The sequence below is a fragment of the Microbulbifer maximicatervae (SeqCode) genome (assembly GCF_052467615.1).
The window spans coordinates 1,512,697-1,539,135 of sequence record NZ_CP174319.1 but is presented as its reverse complement, the minus strand read 5'-3'; the positions used below and the strand labels follow the sequence as shown (position 1 = coordinate 1,539,135).

14 protein-coding genes and 1 pseudogene are annotated in these 26,439 nt (G+C 46.3%); 5 read left to right on the top strand and 10 right to left on the bottom strand.

The window, feature by feature from the left end; all coding sequences use genetic code 11:
- Positions 1-52 precede the first annotated feature (52 nt).
- From ACJJIM_RS06970 to ACJJIM_RS06945, 6 genes are all read right to left on the bottom strand, one after another.
- Positions 53-277: a hypothetical protein gene (locus tag ACJJIM_RS06970; RefSeq protein ID WP_444912788.1), complete on the bottom strand. Its 225-nt coding sequence runs from the start codon at positions 275-277 to the stop codon at positions 53-55.
- Positions 274-5,403, bottom strand: a complete 5,130-nt coding sequence (locus ACJJIM_RS06965; RefSeq protein ID WP_444912787.1) for an RHS repeat-associated core domain-containing protein — start codon at positions 5,401-5,403, stop codon at positions 274-276. The genes ACJJIM_RS06970 and ACJJIM_RS06965 overlap by 4 nt, the downstream gene beginning before the upstream one ends.
- 365 nt (positions 5,404-5,768) lie before the next feature.
- On the bottom strand, positions 5,769-7,721 hold the full coding sequence (locus ACJJIM_RS06960) for a hypothetical protein (RefSeq protein ID WP_444912786.1): 1,953 nt from the start codon (positions 7,719-7,721) through the stop codon (positions 5,769-5,771).
- Between the two features lie 408 nt (positions 7,722-8,129).
- Positions 8,130-10,136: an alkyl/aryl-sulfatase gene (locus ACJJIM_RS06955; RefSeq protein ID WP_444912785.1), complete on the bottom strand. Its 2,007-nt coding sequence runs from the start codon at positions 10,134-10,136 to the stop codon at positions 8,130-8,132.
- Positions 10,137-10,312: 176 nt separating this feature from the next.
- The gene (locus tag ACJJIM_RS06950; RefSeq protein WP_413665396.1) at positions 10,313-11,467 is read right to left on the bottom strand and encodes an acyl-CoA dehydrogenase family protein; all 1,155 of its coding nucleotides are present in this window, start codon (positions 11,465-11,467) and stop codon (positions 10,313-10,315) included.
- 254 nt (positions 11,468-11,721) lie between these two features.
- Complete coding sequence (locus tag ACJJIM_RS06945; RefSeq protein WP_108732847.1) at positions 11,722-12,231, bottom strand: Lrp/AsnC ligand binding domain-containing protein; 510 nt, start codon at positions 12,229-12,231, stop codon at positions 11,722-11,724.
- Between the two features lie 141 nt (positions 12,232-12,372).
- On the opposite strand from ACJJIM_RS06945, the gene putA reads away from it, so the two are divergent.
- From putA to ACJJIM_RS06925, 4 genes are all read left to right on the top strand, one after another.
- Entirely contained in the window at positions 12,373-15,519 is a 3,147-nt protein-coding gene (putA, locus tag ACJJIM_RS06940; RefSeq protein WP_444912784.1) for a bifunctional proline dehydrogenase/L-glutamate gamma-semialdehyde dehydrogenase PutA, read from the top strand.
- 174 nt (positions 15,520-15,693) lie between these two features.
- Positions 15,694-16,161, top strand: coding sequence for a hypothetical protein (locus ACJJIM_RS06935; RefSeq protein ID WP_444912783.1), 468 nt, complete (start codon positions 15,694-15,696; stop codon positions 16,159-16,161).
- A 556-nt stretch (positions 16,162-16,717) separates the two neighbouring features.
- Positions 16,718-18,697, top strand: a complete 1,980-nt coding sequence (locus ACJJIM_RS06930) for an alkyl/aryl-sulfatase (RefSeq protein WP_444912782.1) — start codon at positions 16,718-16,720, stop codon at positions 18,695-18,697.
- A 716-nt stretch (positions 18,698-19,413) separates the two neighbouring features.
- A complete protein-coding gene (locus ACJJIM_RS06925; protein ID WP_444912781.1) occupies positions 19,414-20,097 on the top strand; it encodes a hypothetical protein in 684 nt (227 codons plus the stop codon).
- Between the two features lie 528 nt (positions 20,098-20,625).
- Here the strand turns inward: ACJJIM_RS06925 and ACJJIM_RS06920 are convergent.
- The 4 genes and pseudogenes from ACJJIM_RS06920 to ACJJIM_RS06905 all read right to left on the bottom strand — a co-directional run bounded on the left by ACJJIM_RS06920 (position 20,626) and on the right by ACJJIM_RS06905 (position 25,314).
- A complete protein-coding gene (locus ACJJIM_RS06920; RefSeq protein WP_444912780.1) occupies positions 20,626-21,681 on the bottom strand; it encodes an acyltransferase family protein in 1,056 nt (351 codons plus the stop codon).
- A gap of 866 nt (positions 21,682-22,547) precedes the next feature.
- Positions 22,548-23,675, bottom strand: a pseudogene (locus ACJJIM_RS06915) (acyltransferase family protein); the annotation flags it as partial.
- A gap of 85 nt (positions 23,676-23,760) precedes the next feature.
- The gene (locus ACJJIM_RS06910) at positions 23,761-23,856 is read right to left on the bottom strand and encodes a hypothetical protein (protein ID WP_444912779.1); all 96 of its coding nucleotides are present in this window, start codon (positions 23,854-23,856) and stop codon (positions 23,761-23,763) included.
- A gap of 639 nt (positions 23,857-24,495) precedes the next feature.
- Positions 24,496-25,314, bottom strand: coding sequence for a trypsin-like serine protease (locus tag ACJJIM_RS06905; protein ID WP_444912778.1), 819 nt, complete (start codon positions 25,312-25,314; stop codon positions 24,496-24,498).
- Between the two features lie 932 nt (positions 25,315-26,246).
- Between ACJJIM_RS06905 and ACJJIM_RS06900 the strand changes: the two genes are divergently transcribed.
- On the top strand, positions 26,247-26,396 hold the full coding sequence (locus ACJJIM_RS06900) for a hypothetical protein (RefSeq protein WP_444912777.1): 150 nt from the start codon (positions 26,247-26,249) through the stop codon (positions 26,394-26,396).
- The last annotated feature ends 43 nt before the right edge of the window (positions 26,397-26,439 follow it).

The following is a 26,439-nucleotide window of genomic DNA, read 5'->3' as shown; positions in this document are numbered from 1 at the left end:
TATAACAGATAAGAATCAGGCATACAGATATTCCTTACAGCATTCAAATAACTCATAATTTATTAACAAATTTTACAGCTTCAGTTAAAGAAAACCTTTCTAACTTATAGTGCAAATAAGCCAAAGGCAATGTAGAACTGATAGACCGTAATTTATTCAGTTCAGAACGCTCCTCATCCGAGAGCGCTTCACAGCAGTTTACTGAGTTCTGCTCCCTCTCAAGCAACCTCCTACCCAAGACTTGCTCAATAGATTCCAAAGCGACCTTATCAATCATACACCCTCCTTAGGTTCTGAACGCTTTGCTTTGGCATTAATATTATGTGGCACATTCCTAACAGTTACCAGTTTTCCATCCAACTCTATCACCACATCTCCACTTTGACCAATTTCAACTTCAAAGTTGTCAAATCCATGAGCGATTCTATGCCTACCAAAGGAAGTTTCCTTAACTGCCTCTGCCGCCACCTCTTCATCAGACCAAGTAGTATTCATCTCTCTTATCTTAATAAATGCTTTCTGAAAATTATCTCTGTTATTATCTATCAAACTTCCAAATAAATATCCGATACTGACATGCCCCCCATCACAGCTACTCCCACCATCCGCATAATACTCAAGACATTTCCCAATGACCTCTCTTGTTATACTAAAGCCTATAGGAACAAGTTTCACAGATTCTTCCTCACCTTTTTTTACCACTCTATTATCCAAAGCAAAGTTAAGCCCACCTATGAGAGCCCCATCTTTACCTCCCCTCTCGCCATCTATCTCTAGATCAAACATCCCTAAGAAAAATCGTTCCCCTCCTATATCAACAATAATAGAGCCTCCACTATTAACAATTAAATTCTCTTTATTGAATTCAATTTTTTTATTTATTTCATTATTTTTAGTCGCATTTTCACCAAGGATCTTGAAACTCCCTACCTTAACAAGGTCATGATCTTTATCTGTTAGATTAGGTGAAAAATAATCACGCTTATCTGCTACCAAGCCAAAAGGATCAACCCAAGCAATCGGATTAGGTACATACCGATAATTATTATTACCACCTAGTAATCCTATGGGGTCCTGCTGAGTAAATACCCCAACTTGTGGATCATAATATCTAAATCGATTGTAATGTAGTCCAGTCTCCTGATCGAAGTACTGCCCTTGGAAGCGAATCGGTTGGTCTATCTGACATTTATGGGCTAAGGCAATATTGCCATAGCTTTTATAGGTAACACTCCATACCACGTTGCTATTTTGGTTAGTTAATGTATCCGGAGTTCCCAGGTGGTCCAGATGATAGTGGTATACCTGTACTTTATCTTGCCCAATTTCCTTCAAAGCAATCGGTTTAAATGTATTTGGTTCGAAGTAGTAGATACGAGAATTTAGGCCCTGATTGGTCCTGACCTCTGATTTATTTTCCCGTAGAAGAACATCATCATTCCAAAGGAAATCAATTTTCTCATCGCCTATAGCTTTACTAATACGGCGACCCAGTGGGTCGTATTGGTAGTGCGCTATCTGCTGGAACTGCTCTACACCCTCTGCCACCTTTAATTTCTCTACACGCACCAGCTGCAGGCGACTGTTGTAGTGATAGCGCGTCTGCAGTTTTTGTCCTTTTCCACGCAGTTCAGCAATCCGATTGCCGTGAATATCGTAGCGATAGTGTGTATCACCACGAAAAGCGAGACGATTGCCTTTTACCTGAGTAGCGCTGGCTTGCTGTTTGGCTTCGTCTTTTGAGTTGGCAGCGGCAAGGATATTGTGCGCAGGGTCGTGTACAAAATACTCTGGGTTGGGCCCCTCTACCTGGGTAAGGCGGTCCAGAGCGTCGTAGTGGTAACTGCGATTACCGCGCAGGCTGTCTTCAATTTTGGCTATCTGACCAGCTTTGTTGTACTGGTAGCCACGCTCAAGGACTGGGTTTGTGCCTGAAGTGGGATCGGACACTGGCTTCTGATTTACATTACTTGTTTTGCCCAGTCTGAGTTTCTGCAGGCGGCCTTGTGGATCGTAGTCTCTCTGGCTTTCCAGCCCATTGCCGTGTTGACGCAGGCTTTCCCTACCCTGTTCATCATGGCTGACACGAGTGATTAACTCATCAGTATTACTACCTAAAGGGCGGCGGTGCAGGCTTTGGAATTGTCCGGCAGGGTTAAAAGTAAACTTAAGTTCTTCTCCATCGGGCAAGGTCGTGGCAATACGATTACCTGCTGCATCGTATCGGTGACTAAGCTTTTCTTTGCCCTGCCAGTCGCCGGTAACTCGGCCATTGGCATCGTATTCCCAACGCAATTTGCTGTGGGCATTTTCCGCCTCTATCAATTGCCCACTGCGGTTGTAGCGGAAATTGGTATTGCCGTCCGGGGTGACCTCTTCCAACAAGCGGCCAAAGGGATCGCGCTCGAAGATGGTATCGATACCTTTACCGCTGTCCGTATCGGTCACGGCTCTGGAGCTTACCAAATGGCCGGCACGGTTGTAGGCATAGCGGGTAACGCGGCCGTCGAAGCCTACTTCTTCAATCAGGCGTTCGTTGAAGTCGTATTTAAGCTGATAGCGCTCGCCGTTTTCATTGGTGAGCCCGATTAGGTTGCGCTCGCCGTCATAGTGATATTCCAGACGGCTGCCATCCGGGTTGGTGCGGGCCTTTACCTGGCTGAGGCCATCGTAGGCATAGCAGGTACTGCGGCCTTCAGAGTCAATAACTTCGGTAAGTAATCCATGGGGGTTGTAGCTGTACTGAGTGCGAGCACCGTCTGGAGTGGTCACCGCATGGATACGATCCTGAGCGTCGTATTCATAGCGGGTCAGCCGGCCGGGGGCGTGCTGCACTTCTTCCAGTCGGCGAGCACCGTCGTACCGGTAGTGCTGGGTACGGCCCATAGGGTCTTTTACTGCGGCGAGCTTGCCTTCGGGGTTCCACAGATAACGCGTGGTATTGCCGAGAGGATCGGTAACACTGCCGATCAAACCAACGGGGTTATAGCCGTATTGGGTCTTGTTACCGAGGGGATCTTTACTGGCCACGATCTGGTCATTTTCGTTGTACTCCCTTTGCCAGTTATTACCAGCAGGGTCGGTAACTTTTGCGGGCAGGCCTTCAGCATTGTATTCGATACGATGGTTATTGCCGGCCGCATCGCTCTTTTGTACTAGGCGGCCCTGGTCATCGTACTGGTAAATTTCTTCGCGAAGGCTGCCATCGTCGCTGGGCAGTTGTACCCGAGTAACCTGCCCCAGGTTGTTGTAGCTGTAGAGAGTCTCTGCACCTTCGGGATCGCGGTGATAGATCGGCAGGGCCCGGTCGTTAAAGCGGTAGCGCTCTTTGCCGCCACGGGTATCAGTAACAGTAACGCCCTTACCATCATCGTCCCAGTCAAACTGGTAATTGTAAGTCGCCTGACCATCGATTGGGTCACCCCACTGTCTCACACAACGGGCGGAGGGGCCTTCGGCATCCCACTCAAAATGGAAACGGTAGCCAGTTTTTAGGGTGCGCTGCTTAATTACATGGTGATGGTATTGGTACTGCTCACTGTAACCATCGGCGTCGGTGGCTTTAATCAGGTCGCCAACATCGCTGTACTCATAGCTTGCGAGTACTTTAATATGGCCATCGCGAGTTTCCTTCTTAAGCTCACCGATACGCAGGCTGTTCGGCTGCCCTTGCGGAGGGCTGATATGCAGGGCTTCACCGAGGCTGCTCTCAATGCATATTAAACGCTCATCGATATAGTGAAACAGGTAGAAATTGCCATAGCCATCACGTATTTCCGCAAGCTTAAGTCCTCCTGTTACACCGGTTGCCTTAAAGTGTTTTTGCACGCCATTGGGGGCCCCGTAAGGGGTAATAATCCAATGATCGTCGTCGACACGAGTAAGTGTTAATTGCTCAACAACATTGTGGCTGCGATCGCTATCCCCCGGAAAGGGAAAATTAATTACCCGACCCTCTGCGTCCATAAACTGAACTCTTTTATCAGGTGCCGATATTAGCCTCTCTCCCAGGGTGTGAGTCCAACCATGACCCAAACCGAAATCTCTGGGATTACTACTGCGATAAGTACGCTCAAAAACAAGGGGGAGCGGTCCGTCTAATAGCGCATCGACTAAGGTCAAACGCTCTTCCCCGGTTTTTAAATTAATGGGATCACCACCTTCAATAGCACAACTATTATTAGGAACTTTCTTCCCAGTGTGGGTTGTGCCGGTTATGGTCCCAGCTTTATCGGGCTGGTCAGAGATTGTATTCTGAGAGCTCTGCGAACCCTGGCTGCTGTCAGAACCCGCTTCAGAATTATCATTGGCGGTTCCTTTACCGCTTTGCGACGCTCCTGCACTTGATGGTTGCCCACCGGAGGAAGGTGGTACTGTAACTTCAGAAGAACTCAGATCAGAGAAGCTCGCCTTATTACCCTCAGTACTTCCTGCGCGTTTATGGAAAAATACATTGCGACGCTTTTTGATTTTGGCAAATTCCAGCATTAGGTTACTAACGCCCTGAAGAGACCTTAGTAAGCCCGCATTATCTTTGGAAATCTCGACAGCGTTGGAATCGCTCATGGATGCTACCATGGCGAATGTTAAGATAATCTCAAAAAGGCCATTTTCTGGTAGGGCAACCTCCGATGGGTATAGAGCTTTTAAGTAATCGCGGAAGAAACGTAAACTTGTTTCACGTATTCTCGCATCCTGGTATAAAGTTTCAGCTACTTCAAAGGCTAACTCTAAGTGCTGCTGGGTAACTTTATTGGCATCGAAACCAAGCGCATCTACTAGGGATCTGCTAGAAGTCGGTATAGATTTTTCATCTTGCTTTTCAATGCTCTTTTCATACAGCAGATAGTTCCTAGCGGTGCACCCCTGCGCCATCAAAGGGCGAATAGAACTCACCAAAGTCTCTACTTCAGATAAATCTTTACGCCATATTGCTAGCCCTCCGGCAAAGTCACTCTGATCAGTAGATTCATTGTTCGATAACCTTGAATTAACTCGCCCTAGGTCAACAATATACTGAAGGCCTGTATCGATTTTAGGAATCAATTGGGACTGCTTGTCGGCTAGCACCGCATCAGCAAATGGAGCCTCTTCGATTACCAAGCGGTTTTGAACTAACTCCTTATAAATAGCTCTCTCAACCCAGGAGTAGCTTGAAGGAGCATCTAAATGGAATGAGGCTGATAAATCACCCCATCTATAAGGCTGCTTGCCTGGTTGAAGAGGATCTGAACAACTCCCTCCCATACCCAGGAAGTAATCGTAAATTTCTTGAAGAGATGAAACACTGAACATTTCCAGGGTTTGCTCAGCACTAGTTGGCAGTGAAGATCCGGAGCTAAAACCGCTGCCTCTTCGAGCCAGGTAAACAATTCCATATGTATTCTCAACAAATAGCTGCATAGCTCACTCTTTATTGATTACGAACCAGCCATGCAACATTCCTTCGCTGCCAGCTCAAAGCAAAATAAAGTCCACTAAAAGTACTCTGCCCTTTCCACCTTCAGTCTTCGCAACTCAGGGAGTCGGAACGTCTGTCACCACTGTTAACGAAAAGTGGTTTTCGGAACGGGAAAGCCGCGGGATTATACTGAGGGGAAATCAGGAAATGGATTACACAGGAGCACAATAAAAAATAATGCACCCTAATGTAATGGCACGTATATCTGAGTTACGAAAACAACTTAAAGAGAGGGAGATAAATTACTACAGATGCACAGGTATAATTCAATTTGGGGCAAGCCTAAGCTTACCCCAAATCAGCGCAATTAATTTACGCTGTCAGAATGATAAACTATTGCCTGCCAAACATTTTGTTGGCCGCCTATATAATTATCCAGGGTAGGATTCTTAATATAGCTCCAGGCAACTTTACCATTACCCAAGTACATAGGCTCATCCAAACCACCCCAACCGTAGTCAGTCAGTTTTACCGGCCCCTCAAGTACATTTAAGTCAGCATCAATCTCCATTACATAGTAGGCTTTTGGCACCAGCATACGCATGGCCTCACCACTCTTATTGTAACTGCGATTGTACGGGAGGTTATCGGAGATACACTGGAACTGCGCGTAACCAAATAAGTAACGGCCATTTTTCAGATCAACCAACTGGGGATCACTAATTTGGCAATCGGAATCCGTTGCCAGCCATTCAATGCCATTACCTTCAATACTGCCTTCCCCATCAACTTTTGCAATACCTACACGTGTCAGGGAAGTAGTATCCAAGGCATCTCCAGAATAGAGACCCTGCCTGGAAATTACAGGATATTCACCACTGTCGATATATGAGAAGAAGCAATTGCGAATGCCGTTATCAGCACATTCCTCATCGAAGGGGCCATCGCCACTAATATCGATGCTCAGCTCGTCCTGCAAGAACATATCCATATTCGCATCTTCAATGTACTTCGGAGATACAATAACTGAGAGGTTTGTATCGGCATCAACCGGGACAACCGTATGGCCACCACCGTTGGATATCATCGCACTTGTCGAGGGCACTAAATGATTATAGGTGCCTTCATAAACAGAGGATCCACTGTCCTCCATTTTAATGGCGATCGCATTCAGGCCCGGTGACGGATAATATTTATTTCCATCGCTGGTACACAGAGCACCGTACATCTCATTCCCCGGATTATAAAAGGCTCGAATATTCAGAACGTGGCCATGGCCACACGCCCAGTACCAACCCCGGTGATCATCTCCAGAGAAGGACATTGACCAGTCATCCCGATTGATTACCGTCAGCCCCGCCGAATAATGCGAACCGCTAACAAGAACACGGGCCGTTACAGAAAACGCATAACTTGTGCGCCCCTGGCTGTCATCCTCTACGTACAATAGCTCTTGAGCTCCTAAATGAGTGCCACCATGCATTTTATTGACAACATAGGCATCTGGAGTTTCAGTTATAGGCTTGTCATCCCACTCCATCAGCCAGATCTGGTCATTATACTTCTCCTCATTATCAGTACCTGCAACACTGTCAAGATTATCTTCAATCTTCATCCAGGTTGTACCGTACTCTTCTACCAGATCCTTCTCGATATCATATCGCTCACTGGCCTTATATTCGGTATTGCATAAAACAGCTACCCTGGAGCAATCCGAACTGGCCGTAATACCATGTGACTCATAACATTGATTCAGAATGGTGGCGTTACCTGTCTGCTCGAAGCTCATGGTATCAGGATTATATTGAAGCTCGTAAACGGACCCATAGGTTGTATCAGAGGCTCTATTCCCCTCTGACAAAGTTGTGGATACATACATTTTTGGCTGGTCAGTATCCGTTGCACAGGAGGCCGTATAGCTACGGATAGGAATATCAATATTTTCCTCATCCTGCTCACTGTCCGTACGGCCAATATAGTGGGCCAGCTGGTAAACCTCCTGGGCATTTACCATTGCATCAGGCAAAGTGATATCTGTAGCGGTAATTGTTGCAAACCCGAGTTCAGCTGTTGACACATCTCCAACGGTTACAGTCGATGGGTCATTATCAGGCAATGAGGAGTCATCTCCACCACTACCTGACCCACTTCCACCTGAACCACTTCCTCCACCTTGATTACCCCCACTACTATCATCCCCACCGTCGCTTACAGGTGGTGAATCGGTGTCAGAATCCGACGAACCTCCCCCTCCACCACAAGCTGCAAGTGCCGCAGTTAGTGCAAGTACCAATAATTTCTGCCCGAATAACTTTTCCATAATCGCCTTAAGTGCCGTGTTTTTTATTTTGGTGTTAGGTACTGTCCAAAATATAAGTTCCAGACAGTCATGAAATGCAAAAGTGGGCGGAATTTTAGCGGAAACGAAATTTAATTCTGTGCGTAACTTAAAAAAATATGAACACAATAAGGAATCTTAAAAATGAGAGAAACAGCACTGTATATTTTTTCTGTTAGATATAGATGGACTTAGGAATCAATAGCTAAAAACACATCAAGTTTCATTGGAAACTACTTATTTGGCAATCACTCGCAGAGCTATAAATCAAAGAAGTTGAAATATGCACTGGAAGCAACTAAATGGACATGAAAACACAGTTAAAAATGCCACTTATACAGGAGGCCACCTTGCCTTCGCATTTAAACTAAAAAGCCCTGAGGCTAATGCCTAGAAGTCTGATGTCGACATCTTGCCCATCGGTTCAGGCGTAACCAGGTTCCACCAGAAATCAAACCGGTCCATTAAGGAAAGTAATGTCTTCAACTCTCCCGCATCGCCCTCAATTTTGATTTTCCCATCCTCCATCTTCTCCTGGATAGATGCACTACCCAAGATGATATCATTGAGATCTGAGCGGTTTATCTGCACACTGCTTCCTGGATTCTCAACTGGGGGGCCATAGTTCAACACCGCATTCTCAAGCACAAGCGCATACTTTTCTTTTACGTCCGGCATATTGATATTGATGGAGAGCTTTTTGCCAGTTGCCTTTGGGCCGTTGAGTCGAATTCCCAGATAATCAAAAATCAAACCAGCCGGCATACTGCGAATAGTGTCCGGGCTCGCAGTCAGAGGGACAGGGTATCTCTGGATACCATCCCGCAACTCCCTGGCACCACTTAAGAAAAAATTTCTCCAGGTGCCATTCTCCTGCTGATAACCCAATTGCTCTAACGCATCTGCCAATAGGTCTCTTGCTGCACGATTATTAGGCTCTGCGGAAACCAATTTATCGAGCACCTCCGCAACCCAGCGGTACTCTCCTGCCTCATAGTCTTTCTTTGCTTGCTTGATAATATTGGCGGCCCCGCCCATATACTCGACGTACTTTATTCCCGCGGCCGTCGGTGGCATTGGATACAGGCGAGCGGGATTGCCATCAAAAAACCCTAAATAATAATTCCATACCGCACGGGTATCGTGATTTACACTGCCGTAATAGCCGCGATTGGCCCAATATTGTGAGAGCTCTGGAGGCAACTCCATCAGCTCAGCCGTTTGAACCATGTTGTACCCGTGATTGGCTAATCGTAGGGTTTGATCGTTGAGGTACTTGTATAGGTCTCGCTGCTTTTTCAGATGATTCACCACATTCTCTGGTCCCCAGGTTGGCCAATGATGGGGTGCAAACAGAACTTCGGCTTTTCCACCCCAGCGCTGCACGGTTTCATTGAGGTAGCGAGACCAGTCACGAGCATTTCGGACCTTTGCTCCCCGCAAGGTGTAAAGGTTATGTAAGGTGTGGGTTGCATTCTCAGCAGCGGTTACGGCTTTGAGTTGAGGAATATAGAAGTGCATTTCTGCCGGCGCTTCAGAGCCCGGCGCCAAGAGAAACTCAAAGATAAGTCCATCCAGTTCCAAAGTTTGCCCGGTCTCAACAATGGAGTCTGTCGGTTCTATCAGTGTGATGGTGCCAGTGGAGGTTTCAAGACCGAGGCCAGACCCTAAGGTACCTTTGGGATCTTTAGGGATCAGGTTCCCGTACATAAAACTGGCACGACGCGCCATATGATTTCCTGCAAAGACATTTTCACTAACAGCTTCAATCAGGAAATCTTGCGGGGCTATTACCTTAACCTTGCCTGATTTTACATCTTCTTCATCGATAACACCGCGAACCCCCCCATAGTGGTCAACGTGACTGTGGGTGTAGATCACAGCAACGACAGGCTTGTTTCCGCGATGCTGCCGATAGAGGTTCAACGCTGCTTCAGCCGTCTCGGCAGAAATCAGCGGGTCCATAACAATGACCCCGGTATCGCCCTCAATAAAAGTTATATTGGAGAGGTCCGCACTGCGAACCTGGTAGATTCGCGGTATCACCTCATAGAGACCGCCCTCCGAAATTAATTGCAGTTGCCGCCACAGACTGGGGTTGGCACTGTCAGGAGCCTCTTTATCGCGAGCAAATTGAAATTGCTCCAAGTTCCATACCGTATCGCCTTTGCTGTTTTTAATCACACCATTATTTGGTAGAGGAGCAATAAACCCCCGCTTTACATCCTCAAAGTCCTTCCGATTTGCAAAGGGGAGCTCTTTCAGTACAGCCTGGTTTGATTTCATTGTGACGACACTGGCGGGATTGGGTTCTTGCGCTATGACACTTACGGTCGTTAGCGAACAGGCAAGGAATACTAAAAATAGCGAAAACAGCGGCAGCTTGTTAACGTTCATCAGTTGTTTCCTTTCCATAATTCGCAAAGTGAAGCGGCAGAGCCCCTTGTAGAGGATAGGTAGGAAACTATTAAGCGGGCGGGTATTTATGCCGGAATCAGGAGAATATCTGACAAATTTAGGGGGAAAGGAACAAAAAAGCCGGCGAAGAGCGCCGGCTTTTTTGTCATTAAATATTATCTGACATCCAGTAAATGCCTGGCAATAATCAGGCGCTGGATCTCACTGGTACCTTCGTAGATTGTAGTGATTCTCACATCCCGACTCATACGTTCGAGTGGATATTCACGGGTATAGCCCACACCACCGTGCATTTGCAGAGCTAGATAACATGCCTCGTTAGCCTTCTCACTAGCGAACAGCTTGCCCATTGAAGCGGCAGGGCCAAACGGCATTCCGGCATCTTTCTGCCAAGCGGCTTGCAGCAATAGGAGTCGCGCACCTTCCATCTCAGTATATTTATCGGCAAGCTGCCATTGCAGCCCCTGGAACTCCGCCAGTTTTTTACCAAACTGCTCCCGCTCATGCAGATAGGCCCGGGCACAATCCAAAGCTTCAAAGCCGATACCCAGCGCCAGGGAGCCAATACCGATTCGGCCTCCAGCGAGCTCACCTGCAGCAATGCGAAAGCCGCGATTTTCTTCACCTAAAAGATGGGAGGCAGGAATACGGCAATTGTCGAAAGAAACCTCATTGGTAACAGAGGCTTTCTGTCCCATTTTTTCTTCGGCCTTGCCAATCACCAGGCCAGGTGTGCCAGCTTCAACCAGGAAGCAGGAAATACCTTTGCCTTTAGGCGCGGAAGAATCTGTCACCGCCCAAACAACAAAAATACCGGCAAATTCGGCGCTACTAATAAAGAGCTTACTGCCATTGAGAACGTATTCATCACCCTGCTTTTCCGCGCGGGTGCGCATAGAGGCCGCATCCGAACCGGAACCGGGCTCGGTGAGACAGAAAGAACCCGCAGGGTATTCTCCACTACAGATTTTGGGGAGGTATTTTTGGCGCTGCTCTTCCGAACCTACCGCCTGAATAACCTCTGCCACCATATTGGTTACGGACGTGGTCGTTGCAACAGAGGCACAGCCCCGCGCCAGCTCGGCGATCGCCAGGGAGAATGCGACAGTGCCAGCACCAGTACCGCCGTAATTGGGATCAATATTGATTCCCATAAAGCCCAGCTCTGCCAATTGCTTGAGCTTTTCCAACAAGAGCTCTCGATTACCGGTCTTGTCGAGTTCGGCAGCAATGGGCTTCAGTTCACTGTCAGCAAATTGCTTTGCCGCATCCTGAATCATCTGCTGTTCTTCGCTCAGTGAAAAATCCATACAGTACCTACTTATAGTTATTACGGACAAATCACACGGCACCCACCTTGGTACCGCATCGCTATGCCGAGCATAATAAAAACCGCGCCGACAATGGTTGCCAATTCCATCTGTTCATCCATGAAATCAGCAATCAATCCCTATGATTGAGGCCTGAGGAGAGAATTCAGATTCCTACCCAGGTTCATAAAAAAGCCAACCAGCAAAATCGCTACAGTTCTTTCACTCCGCACAGGATATTTGACTGCGCTCAATTAGCGCCGCGAACCTTTCACACTGGGTTCTGGGTCCGGTACCGCTACAGCGGTATCAGTCTTCACTTCCTCCATCACCACATAGGTGTGGGTTTCCCGTACTCCCGGTACGGATGCCAGCTTTTCACCGAGGAAGCGACGATAACCCAGCATATCCTTAATACGAATTTTCACCAGGTAGTCAAAACCACCGGCAACCATATGGCACTCCTGGACCTCCTCCAGTCCAGCCACATGCTCATTAAAGGCTTCCAATGCTTCAGTTGCCGTATTGTTCAGGGTCACCTGGATATAGACCACCAGGCCCGCATGAACTTTGAGCGGGTCGAGTAGCGCTACATAGTCGCGAATAAATCCTTCCCTTTCGAGCCGCTTGACTCGCTCCAGGCAAGGGGTGGGACTAAGGTTAACCCGGCGCGCCAATTCCACATTCGGCAAGCGGCCGTGACGTTGCAGAATTCGCAGTATTTGGCGATCAATACGATCAAGATCTTCCAACTGTCGAGACATTACAAAATACCCTACTGGTAATCACGCAATTAGGCGTGATATTTAACCACAACTCGCGACATTATGGCGATTAATTCTAACGATTTTCGCACATAATCCGGTTTTTTATTCTGACCCTAGATATAGAGCTTGGGAGACGATATGTCGACAAACTTCGCCGGAGACCTCCAGAATGCCCGAGACCGGGCACGCGAGTATTTGCACGCCGACGAAAACCTCTGCGTGAGCGAGCTGCTGGCTGCGCCACGCCCCAGCGACGAGATGCGCAAGAAAATTCTGAACACCTCGCGCGCACTGGTTCATCATTCGCGACAGCAGCGCAGCAAGCGCGGAACGCTGGACGCTTTCCTTCAGCAATTCGGCCTTTCCAATAAGGAAGGGGTTGCATTGATGTGTCTGGCAGAGTCCCTGCTCCGGGTACCAGACGCCGATACTGCCGACAAACTAATCGCCGAGAAAGTGCATTCCGGCAACTGGTCCAGCCATCGTGGCCAGTCCGACTCCCTGTTTGTGAACGCCTCAACCTGGGGCCTGATGCTCACCGGCAGCGTGGTGGAGCTGGACCCAGATATCACCGAGCGTCCCTCCCACTGGATGAAACGCCTGGTTAGCCGTATCGGCGAGCCCATGGTGCGCACCTCCATGATGCAGGCCATGAAAATTATGGGTGGCCAGTACGTGCTCGGCCGCACCATCAAGGAAGCCCTGAAACGCGGCCCCAAAGAAAACCTCCCGGGCACCCGCTTTTCCTTCGACATGCTGGGCGAAGGCGCCCGCACCATGGCCGATGCCCACCGCTACTTCGATGCCTATATGATGGCTATCGAAGAGATCGGCAAAGACAACACCCAGCGGGATGTGGTTGAGGCCAACGGTATTTCCATCAAGCTTTCCGCCCTGCACCCCCGCTACAGTGTGCTGCAGCGGGATCGCGTAATGGACGAATTGCTGCCCCAGGTGAAGCGTCTTTGTGTCGCCGCAGCCCAATACGATATGGGCCTGAATATCGATGCAGAAGAGGCAGACCGCCTGGATATCTCGCTGGATATCTTCGAGGCCCTCGCCCGCGACCCCGAAATTAAAGACTGGCAAGGATTGGGCTTTGTACTGCAGGCCTACCAAAAGCGCGCCCCCCATGTCGCCGACTGGCTGATTGCCCTGGGCCGCGATACCGGCCGCAAACTGATGGTGCGCCTGGTTAAAGGCGCTTACTGGGATAGTGAAATCAAACACTCCCAGCAGATGGGCCTGCCGGACTACCCGGTGTACACGCGCAAATGCCACACCGATCTGTCATATCAGGTCTGTGCGAAAAAACTGTTGGAAGCTGGCAATGCAATCTATTCGCAATTTGCCACCCACAACGCCTACACCGTCGGGCTGATTCTTGAGTTAGCCAATGGCCGCACCGACTTTGAATTCCAGCGCCTGCACGGCATGGGCCACTTGCTGTACGCACAAATTGAAGCGGTACACGGCAAGCGTGTGCCCGTGCGCGTCTACGCACCCGTGGGGGCACATCGTGACTTACTGCCCTACCTGGTTCGTCGCCTGCTGGAAAACGGGGCTAATAGCTCCTTTGTTAACCGCTTTATGGACGAAGCAACGCCGGTTGAAGCCCTGGTCCAGGACACCCTGGAACAAAGCGAAGCCTGCAACCCCTACCGTCACCCGCAAATTCCTGTCCCGGAGAATATTTATATGGGCGCAGAAGCCCTGCCACGGAAAAACTCACACGGCATCGAACTGACTGATCCACTCTCCGTTGATCCCTTGCTGAAAGAGCTTGAGCAGCAACGCGAAAAGCATTTCCTCGGTGGCCCTATCGTCAACGGCACCATGGGCGAAGCGGAAGAACCGGTTTTCAACCCGGCAACCGGCGAAAAAATTGGACACACCGCGAATACTGATAAACACCTGATTGAGCAGGCCTATGCCTCCGCCACTGAAGCGCAGATCGACTGGGATCGCCAGGGCGGAAAACACCGCGCGGATATTCTCGACAGAATTGCTGATCTCTACGAAGATAAAGCCAATGAACTGGCTGCAATTATTTGCATTGAAGCGGGCCGCACCCTAAATGATGGCATTAGTGAAGTGCGCGAAGCTATCGACTTCTGCCGCTACTACGCCAACGGCGCACGCCAGCATTTCAGTGAGCCCACCGAACTGCCCGGCCCTACCGGTGAACAAAATCAGCTGTATTTGAGTGGCCGTGGCACCTTCGTGTGCATCAGCCCTTGGAACTTCCCCCTGGCAATCTTTACCGGCCAGGTAGTTGCCGCACTCGCCGCCGGCAATGCCGTACTGGCCAAGCCCGCAGAGCAAACCCCCATCATTGCTGCACACGCCGTGCGCTTGATGCTCGATGCCGGCGTGCCGCCAAAAGTACTGCACTTGATCACAGGTACCGGTGCCGCAGTGGGCAAACTGCTAATCGAAGATCCCCGCCTGGGCGGTGTAGCCTTCACAGGCTCCACCGAAACTGCACGCCTGATCAACCAGCAGCTGGCAGCGAAAGAAGGCCCGATTGTACCGCTGATCGCCGAAACCGGCGGCCAGAATGTCATGGTCGTAGACTCCACTGCCCTGCCCGAGCAGGTGGTAGACGATGTAATTCAGTCTGCCTTCCTCAGTGCCGGTCAGCGCTGTTCCGCTCTGCGTATCCTGTGTGTACAGGATGTCATCGCCGATAACCTGCTGAATATGCTGAAAGGCGCGTGTGAAGAACTGACCCTCGGCGATCCCGGTAAACTGGATACCGATATCGGTCCAGTTATCGACGAAAAAGCCCTCGGCATGCTGGAATCCCACCGCGAGCGCATGGCGAAAGAAGCCAAGCCGCTATTTGCATTTGAGGAAGCGAAGAAGCCCAGCAATGGCACCTTCTTCGGCCCGCAGGTAGTAGAGATTGAAGATTTCTCCGTGCTCAAGCGCGAGACTTTCGGACCTTTCCTACATGTAGTTCGCTTCAAGGCAGACGAGCTGGAAGACGTAATCCGCCGCATTAATGCCACCGGCTACGGCCTTACCTTCGGACTGCACTCCCGCATCGAAGGCCGTGCCCACGCGGTATTTAAGCGTATCAACGTCGGCAACTGCTATGTAAACCGCGATATGGTTGGTGCAGTAGTAGGTGTTAACCCCTTCGGCGGCCACGGCCTATCCGGCACCGGCCCCAAAGCCGGTGGCCCGCACTACCTATTCCGTTTCGCCAGCGAAAAAACCAAAACTATTAACACTGTTGCCACTGGAGGTAACACTGCACTGTTTACATTGGGGCAATAAGCTCCCATAAAACAATGAGAGAGCGGGCTTTTAGCCCGCTTTTTTGTGGAGAATCATTTCGCTAACCACCCACAAAGTACCAACTCCAAACTTCCCTTCCCCGTAAACTTTTCAGCCCCTGTAAATTAATCGGATGAATCATGGCAATTAGTTCAATTTCAAGCGCAGTCTTTTGTGGCAACAACCAAGTATTTTCTTTTACAGCTCCACATAAGGTATAGTTGGTCAGCCCTAAAAAATGGAATGGATTCAATGAAAAACATAATAGCTGGAATAACAATAGGCTTAGTCGCCGGATACTTAGGCCCATTAATTACAGGATATTCTGCAGCCATCACTATACCCGAAGCTTTCAGAGCACTCCTTTCAGATGGAGGAGCTGTCCTTTGGGAAATTTTTGTTGTCCATTTAATAGGATATGGACTAATTGTTTTCACACTCATTTTCTTAGCATCTAGGCTGATAAAACTGCATCCATGGGCAACTGCAGCAATTGCCATTATCGCCTGCGAAGCCACTCTGTATTTTTTCCACACCAGCGAATACACACTTTACGTACCTCATATCGTAGCTCTGGCATTTTGTGCATTCTTAAGCGCAACGCTTTCCAGAAAGAGCACAAATATATCACCTGCCGTTTAATTATCTCTCGAGTTAAGATTAATAGAAGATAAAGAACCCTTAATCCATAATCTGTTCAAACTCGAGCAACAGGGTATCTTATTTCTAAAATGAAATTTGATAAATAAGATACCCTACTTTAAATGGCCGCGCTGGTACTGGCGCAAACAGATAAAATCTAAAAATAACTTTACATTTACGACCATATACCACCATATAAAATTTTCTAACCTGTTAAATTCAAAGTCCCTAAGAACATATAAAAAAGATCAGACTAAACCATAAGCTGCAACAATCCAGCCTCTTCGATTCAGGAACCACAAGCTCTTCACACATTACACAATGCCAGCAATCATGACTGTATTGGTAGAAAATACAAAGCCCAATGACAAAACTGGTTAACCAGTAGGTTACATGAAACTGTTTCCCACGTAGAAAGACTTTTACGCCGCCAAAGGGACAGCTCTTGTCTTGACGCGCCACCGCAGGTGGGAGAAGCTAAGGCCACTCTGGGCAATAAAAACCCTGTCCCAGTATAAAAATGAAGTTTCATGTACACCGATTTTGGGGAGTCTCAATGCGCTCGCTGATACTGATGTGGTTGCTGTCCTTCTTTTTGATTTCCTGTGGTAGTGAACCAAAAACTCACACAGAAAATTTAAATACCGAGATCAAACCCGCCTCCAAGGCAACTATTTCCCACAATAGATCCCTGGCAAAACAACTCCCCTTTGGCGATGAAACTGATTTTTTGCTGGCTAAACGAGGCTTTATTGAATCTATTCCCGGCGCCCAAGTGAAAAATTCCGAAGGTCGGGAAGTCTATGGCCTATCCCAGATGCAATTTTTACAAGGCACGCCTCCTGATACCGTCAACCCCAGCCTTTGGCGTCAGGCCCAGCTCAACGTCCTGAATAACGGCCTGTTCAAAGTGGTAGACGGTATCTATCAGGTGCGCTCGCTGGATTTGGCCAATATGACCCTGGTGCAGGGAGAAAGCGGCTGGATTGTTATCGACCCCCTTACTTCTGCGGAAACTGCAGCTGCAGCTCTTGCACTGGCCAACAAAGCACTCGGAAAGCAACCGGTAAGTGCCGTTATTTTTACCCATAGCCACGCAGATCACTTCGCCGGAATAGCTGGAGTTTTGACCAAAGAACAGCTCGCAAGCGGTTCTATAGATATTATTGCTCCAGAGGGCTTTTCTGAGGAGGCGATTAGCGAGAATGTGCGCACCGGGAATGTGATGCAGCGCCGTGCGTTATACCAATTTGGAAATTTGCTGCCCTCCAGTCCGGAGGGTTTTGTCTCATCCGGCTTAGGCAACCGGGTATCAGATGGTGAGCACGGAATAGCTACACCAACAATAGAGATTACTGAAACCGGTGCAGAGATGACAGTTGATGGAGTGGACATCGTCTTCATTAACACACCCGGGGCCGAAGCACCCGCAGAGATTGTGTTTTTCTTCCCTCAATTTAAAGCACTCTGCATGAGTGAGATCGCCAACCATACACTGCATAATATTTACACTCTGCGTGGTGCGAAAACCCGCGATGCCAAGGCCTGGAGTCGCTATATTGAGTACGCCATGGAGAAATTTGGCGATAAGACCGAGGTGGTTTTCAGCAGCCACCACTGGCCCACCTGGGGCAAAGATGAAGCTATGGATTACCTGGCTAAGCAGAGGGATCTCTATAAATATATCCACGACCAAACACTGCGCCTAGCTAACCACGGTTACGATATGGTCGAGGTTGCAGAGCGCCTTGAGCTGCCCGAGAACCTTTCTCAGGCTTGGGCCAATCGAGGGTACTACGGCACTGTCAATGTTGGAGCCAAGGCAGTTTACAATCGCTATCTGGGTTATTTCGATGGCAACCCAGCAAACCTCCACCCTATTCCTCAGGAAGAAGCTGCAGAGCACTACATCGACTACATGGGGGGGGGAGAAGCCATTATGGCTCGGGCCCGACAGGATTTTGCCCAGGGCAATTATCGCTGGGTAGCCATGGTGCTAAAGCACTTGGTTTTCGCTGAACCTGAGAACGAGCAAGCCCGTTATCTATTGGCTGATAGCTTGGAGCAACTCGGCTACCAGGCAGAATCTGGTATCTGGCGCAACTTTTATCTCTCCGGAGCCAAGGAATTACGCCATGGTATCGAATACCGTGAAGAAATACTGCCCGATGAAGAAATAGTAGCGCGAGTCCCTCTCCAGCTGCTTTTCGACGCGATGGCGGTGCGCCTTAACGGTGAGAAAGCGGCAGATGCAGATATCCGCTTAAATATCGATATGACTGACACTGGAGAAAAGTACTTAGTCGTAGTACAAAATGGAGTGCTGCACGGCTACCCAGGCCGACACAGTAGCGAGCCCTCTGCCAGCCTCGCTCTGAACAGTACCGACTTACGTATGATGTTTAGCGGGTTAGTAGGCGCCCCTACTCTAATCAAAGATGGTAGACTCAAGGTGAGCGGAAATCCTTTGGCACTAATAAAATTTGGGCGGTTATTTGATAAATTTGATCGTAATTTTAGCCTTGTAACACCTTGAAGAAGTTAAGCGGCCAGCGTGTAAAATTCTAACTAACTACAAACTGTAATACGCCTGATAACAGCAGATATCTGACCCATACCAACCCAAACAATACTGAGCCTTTTGGGCTCTGTATGTTTACAAGGCTAAACTCTCCCTACCCAAGAAAGTCATACTACCGATTGATAGAATGTGCCCCGCATAGCACCTGAACCCATCTGTCACACTAACTACCCATTCGCCTATTTCAAACCTGCATCAGCATTCAACAACTGTTCAACCCAATTGAAAATCATGACACACAGAATGCAAAGTTTTACAGGAAACTTCTTAGATAGATTAATTTACAAGAGTCTCTAAAACAGCCTCTGCAGTGATTAAGATAATCTCGGCACATAATAAGATTACTCACCACCCCACCTCACTCCGCCCTAAAAGCCAATCTGCTATTAACCACGCATAAAAACCTATAACCGCAGAATCACAACCTAAGCCAACCATATATTAAATCCAACTTAAAAACCCTCAATTTACTCACAATAGAAATAGACAATACTCACAAATCAAACCTATTACTATTTATTGATATTACGCACCAAACAACAAATACGTAATAGTTCTTCTAGCCGTCAACATCGAAAATTACAAAATCTTACAACGGCTTGATTGGCCCACATAAAATATTTACTGTCCACACCGCATTATTAAATCGTATTGGACAATGGAAATGGACAATGGAAGATATAATGGAAATTTCGATAGCAACAAAAATTGCTGCAACAGATACGACAGCCAGGGATTTTAAGTCTTATCGATCATTTCGCGCTAAAATCCTTGCAGCAACACGGATTGAAGATAGTCTCACGGTAGATTCAAAATACTACGATGAGTTACTCACTTCCTCCGGGGCATTAGACGTCTGGTCGTTGTATATGCTCCAATCACTTGAATGCATGATTGAAGCGTCTCAGACTGCACTTGAATCTCTTGATCAACTCAAGGAGAGTCTCTCAGAAATTCTAAGGCTTGACGCGGATTCTCTTTTAATAAAGATACGCGCCAATACAGAGGTCGATGAAACATTGGCGATAGCTCTTAAAGAGGGATTAAAAAAGTATGGCACTACGGAGAAATGGCTCTTAACTCTTCAACAAGCACTTGTAAACAGAATAGAAATTAGTGAAGAAGGAAAGCGCCTAGTTGAGGCTATTCAGGAAGGTCGACCACCGGAAAGACCACAGCTGTTTCCCGTCTTAACCTACCTTCACGACGACTCTCTTGCTTTGATTTTTTGTTTGCTTGGCGGCCTCACAATGAAAGCAATCTGTGTTGTTACTCTACTAATTGCCCTAGCACCGCACAGCCCTAGCGAGCCACCGCCGCCCCCTCCACCACCACCGCCACCCCCTGAGGACTAACATAATTAACAACTCCAATAATACATCGAGTTCATTGTGGCATGCAGTTAAGAATTAGAGTACAACTTAATTGCATGAGTTATCACTAGCGGCAAGGGCGACAGAGATAAAGCACTGAGCGCCCTTGCTAGTTTCCAACTATATATCTATGATTCTATTTGCAAGACAAGCTATAAATAAATCCAGTTAACTGCACTGAGAGCTTTTGCAAGAACTGTTAACTAACATTCAGCAAGTCATCTGATTAAATATTTACCAACTGAAAGCCAAACCTTATTTGCCTATCCATGTTTAGGATTTGGGCAGTATCGATAACTTAAGTTATTTGTCGCCTCGTAAATATCACCACTGGATACGCTCTCATTAATTTGGCAATAGTAACCATGTCGATTTGAAGATCTTCTATTGGAGCTACAATTCCAACTTTGAGCTCTGCTGCGTATCCAATAACACGTTTTTCACTTACTATTTTAGGCACACTCTTCTACCCTATTCAAAAGGCAAGCATCTACTCGAAAAGGAGAGGTTTCAAACTCCTTTAGCAGAGGCGCAGCCTTGTTTCGCCCTTTGGTTTGACTTGTTAGATGACATGCTTCGTATTTTCTTAGCAATAGGCTTCTCAAAAAAATGAAAAGAAATGTATGCAGCCAGTACACTTAAAGAGAAAGATAGTATCAACTTTAACTCAACGGATAAATCTAATTTATTTACCTGCACAATAATTGGCATATGCAGCAAGTACAAAGAATATGAAATCTTCCCGAAAAAGTCGCCAAACCTATTTGCCAGTAGAATATTATTATTCGGAACTAAAAACACTACACAAAAGAAAACACAACTCATTACCAGTAACACTTCGTAACTTAGCCACATTTTCTGTTTTGCATCAGAGGTAATCATTGTTAAATAAGGATACATCAGAGGAATTAAACAAAGCGCCAATATAAACCAGTGCTTTCTAAGATACCGCGGAACTTTGAGAGATTTATAGTTCATCCCGCATATAACACCGACAAAGAAAAACGGCAAACTCCTAAGCACATTAAACTCATTGTATGGAATACCATAAACTTCACCGTATACTCTCGGGAAATTGGAGAAAAACAGTAAAATCATTAAAGTGAAAATAGATAGATAAATATAACCAGACCGATTCTTAGCACATGCCCAGAAAATTATAAAAATGAAATAAAACTGTATTTCTGGTGGAATTGACCATAGAATACTCTCTCCATACAAGAACAGCAAATGACCTAATAGCGCATTAAGATCAGGTATGCTGTAAAGAGTATTGTTACCTGAAATTGACAGCAAATAAGATCCAACTACCACAACCAAGTATAAAGGTAAAACTCTTCCAATTCTTGCTAAAAAATAATATGTGACGTTGGCTTTTGTGAAGTCTTTCTCTAAATAGAGATATGACATCAAAAAGCCACTGAGCAAGAAAAACAGCATTACACCATATGCACCAGAACCGCCACCCAATACGCCATCAAGCCAATTCGTAATGTCGCTAAAATGGGTAACAAAAACAATTAGAGCTGCTAATCCCCGCAATGTATTAAGCTTTCTAAGCTCCAAAATCTACTCCTAACTAGAAAGACATTAGTCATGCCCACAAAAAGTAGACATTCTAACTATGTATATTTACGCTCATGCCCTGATGGACTTACATAGCCCAATGCAAAATTGCCCATCAATCTTATTATATAATTTTAAATATATTCAAACACTTCAGATTTGACTTACTCTTCGCTTTCAAATGCGCTAGCATATTATAAGCTTTACGAACACATAATCTACCTAGGTAAACTACTGGTAAAAAATTGAACTAAAACCCAAACTGGCAATAATACCTAAAATTAATATTCTTAGGTAAAAATCAACCAAATTATCCATAAAAAATATTAGTGGCTGATAAATGGTAATTAAGGTCCAAGGGTATGAAAGTATTAGTATCAGAAAGCCAGGAATATTGTAGCCATTATCCCAGTGCAAATTAGCAGCTCTGAATATACTCCAGGAAATGTAGTAAGAAATGCTTAATATAAATGGGATTAAGGACGCTTTTTCAATTTTTCTGCCCATGCATATAACATAACGTTGCAATAAAGAGCAGTCAAAGAGGAACGTAGGCTGTCCAACCTAGTCTCCGGCCGGGAAATCTTGCCTGGCCCGGTTACAGCTGACGACCTTTGAACGATCTACATACTCTTCCAACCGCCTTTGGCTAACCGCTGTCAGGCAGATTTACAGGGAAAATACCATACTTTGCTTCTCAGTTAACTACCTGACAGTCCATGACAAATAGCGCTGATAACTTGTGGAGCTTGTTAGCTCAAAATGTAGGCGCTCGAACGAAACGGCTATGCTAGCTTCCAGAAAAACTCTCTGAAATGTGTGTTCAGTGGTGCTTGCAACTACAAACCATCTAAAAAATGACCACCTCAAACTGAGGCATCGCTTGCAGCGCCCTGCTGACTTAAACTCTTATAAACTACACGCTTTGACTTTAAACCAAACAGATAACGAAAAATACCTATAGGCTTTACGACAAAATAACATAGCAAAATACATACAAGGGACGCACCAAGTAATAAGCTCATTGACTTTACCGCAATACTTGCATCCCATTGCACTATATAAAAGGCAAGCGCAACGATAACTGTTTGGTGCAATATATAGAATGGATAAGTCAATTCATTTGCGGTATGTAGCCATTTGGGTGCTTGCTTGAAGAACGCACTTGCATACCCCACTAATACCAACAGCCCAGACCAAGAAACAAGTGTACAAACTAACCACCAAAGCTGCCAACGTACCGCTAGTGGTACATATTCGCTAATATCAGGTTTGAAGTAGTAACCATAAAATAGAACAGTGCTGAATATGAACCATTTTAAATTGACTGACCGGCTGTTAGCCACAGACTGCCATATTTTAGGACTACTCATGAAACACATACCAGCCATGAAGAACAGCAGAAAAAACAACGATACAGATAAGTTATCAATACTGTTATCTTGAGCAGGCATTAGAAGTTTAAGGCCGCACCTCAACAAAAGAACTACAAGGACAAGTGAAAACAATCTATGCTTAAATAACACTAGCCGCTCAAGTCTGATAATAAAGGCTTTACCCACTTGGCTGTCGAGCCCTGACTTAAAAGGCACGGCAAGCAGCATAAACACAATAAGGAACTCGATAAACCAAAGATGATTAGATTCAAATGTCAGAGATAAATGCTAATACGCATCAATTATACTTGTGTAGTCATTTATGTTTTCGAAGTAATTTTGAGGTGGCACTATGAGTACCATACCAACAATTAGTGTGACAAAAAGCCGATGGAACTTGTTGATGATAAATTTTCTCGTATTAATCTTTTTTAGCAAAAGCAGGCTACCTACTCCAGAGATAAAAAAGAGAGTATGCAATCTTAGCTGCTCAAAATACACCATGATATCATCAAGTAACTTACTTGATTTTCCATTCATCACATGCCAACCATCCCCATTAAACGGCATGAACACATGATGTAAGAATACGGCCACGATTAGAAAAACTCTTAACCAGTCTAATTCTGAATATCTTCACCCTTTCATTTAACACGCACCTTCCATTGGCTTTGGTCTTTCCCACAAAAAGTGGACACTCTAACTATGCGCATTTACTCCCATACTCTACTGGCCCCATATAGCCTAATGCAGAGTGCCTACGAACCCTATGGTAAAAAATCTCAATGTATTCAAACACCTCAGATTTTGGTTACTCTTCGCTTTCGAGTGTTCCGGCATAGACCAACTCGACTTTTAGCCTGCTAAAGAATGATTCCATTGCGGCATGGTCCTAACAGTCAGCTTGGCGACTCATACTCCGCTTGCACTTGCTTTTGGACAAGAGATCCTGGTATTTCTGCGATCGATATTGCCCCCCCTATCAGAGTGAACTATTAGTCCAGGCTTTATTTGTCGTCGCTCTAGAGCCATTCTCAATGCTCGACGTATTAAATCATCCGTCACCTGGGAGTCGAATGCCCAACCTCAAATACGTCTAGAGTACAAATCCATCACTGCTGTGAGGCTCAGCCACTGTTCCATAACCCACATATACGTAATGTCACTGGTCCAGCGGCAATTTGGTCGATCCACATCGAAGCAACGCTTAAGTAGGTTGACGGCGACATTGATGCCCACATCTACGGGCTGACCATATCGAAAGCCTTGTCATTTCTCGCTTCAATATGCTCCTGTTGCATAAGCTTAACGTCGTAGCTCCGTGAGCACGACTCGCCTAATCTTAATTAGGCAGGGTGCCTACTAAACGTAGGTAAGTCTTATTTCTCATGCCTAGCAACGCTTCGCTAGCTTCCCGTCAGCGCGGAACTCTGTTTTGTTACTCAGCAGATATAGTGCTTTCGATCCATGCTATGTAATGAGAAATCCGAACGCTATTTCCACGATCACCGTAAAATGGGCCATGATATGTACGAAGATCTTTTTCGCTAGACATCCACGAAGCAAGGCCAGCAAGATACCATTTCTCATTTTCCTTAATGAGGACGGGGCTTCCACTATCGCCACTACCCGACACACCCTCGAGTGGAATAGCAGATTTTGGCGAATCGAATTTGTAGGAAATCCAACGTACATCTACATTAGAAATGACATTATAAGCTCGGCGTAAAGTGGTTCTATGGAGAGCTTGAGGCTCCACTCCATCATAGCCATTGCCCGTCGCCCCTTTACCGATTATTTGGACAGTCTTGCCTTTCTCATCACTACCAAGAAAAAGAGAGATAGGTTCAACATCGGCAATTGGTTCTTTAAGTTTAATAAGCGCAATATCATCGGACAACGCCAAAAACTCCCTCAAATTTGATCCATCACCCGAGGCTAATGCATCTTCAACAAGAGTTGAAGGTGGCTCCTTGTATCCTGGATGTACAATTACTGTCTCCACCGTACGTGATAGGCCGTTAATCATTATCTCCTCAATACAATGCTGCATACAAGCTACATGTGCAGCTGTAACAACCCATTGAGGGTAAATTAATACACCGTGCCCTTCACTTGGAAAGTCAGCAAGCGCTGGAAAGGTAGATACTGGAATTTGATATTTATTATCTTCAATATCATGACGAATGACTATGGCATTGGCCGCAAAAGATGCAGTAAGTATGAGCGAGAAAAAGTATGGCTTTATATTTTTCATATCCTTCATTCCAACATTTACTTCGAAACGACTGTCGATAGGCTTATGCCCTAAATACGAGTAGTGCTAAGCTAGCGGTTTACTCGTGTATTTTTGCAAGCAAAGTGACAGGTTTACACTTCCCTATGAGATTTATCTTGCATGGTTGTTCTTCCCTGATTATGCTGTTGAAAGTCCTTTTCAATGACGGATAAATTGAGTTCAACCTTCAGTGACCACCGAAAGCCTTGTTTATCACAGTTCGCTGCCTAGCCAGTTCATAAATGAGCGATGACAAATATGAATGTGATAAGTACCCACTAAGTATAACTCGAATAGTCATCTGGGCATCGAACCCGAATAGCGAGTCGGAGATAGCTTATCTTATAGAACCTCAAGAGATCAATGTCGACATTAATACAAGCACTAGAGAACTCGATATTTATGTGAGACCTACTGGCCAGCACTTTAGTACTATCAATGATAAAAGTGGCATTAAGCAACTACAACCTATTAAGCCTTAAAGAGTATTAACAGATTCTACTGGGAGACTTGGAATAGAACTCGTAAGTGTCTCTGACATTGCGGGGTTGCCTATTGTCGCCTGCACCCCTTCGCAAATATGAAGCTTTACCTAGTCCATCGGACGACTCGCCAAGACTGACAAACTAGGCGCTATTGATACAGCACATTTTGATGAGGATATGAAGCCTGGACTACATGCTATAAAGCCAGGAAAATTAGAGAGACCTGTAGCTTACTGGCTGTAAGAAGTCATTGTTTAGAAATGAGTAAAATGCAAAATAATCGGCTTCAGAGGATTCCGAAATCACTACACAAACCTATCCAGACCATTCTAAGCACCATTCAAGAATGAGCTAACAGGAATCGATAAGCAACTGAATAAACTGGTTAACAATGTACCTGATCGGCAGCAAAAACAAGATCTATTGTTGAGAACCAAAGGAACCGGAATTGCATTGACTTATACGTTACTATGTGAACTTCCTGAGCCAGGAAAATTGAATCGAAAAGAAATTGTTGAACTTGTAGATATCGCCCTGATGAACTGTGATAGCGGCAGCTTCCAGCGCAAACGATAAATTCGAAGTGGAAGACATCGTGTACGCTCGTTGCTACTTCTTT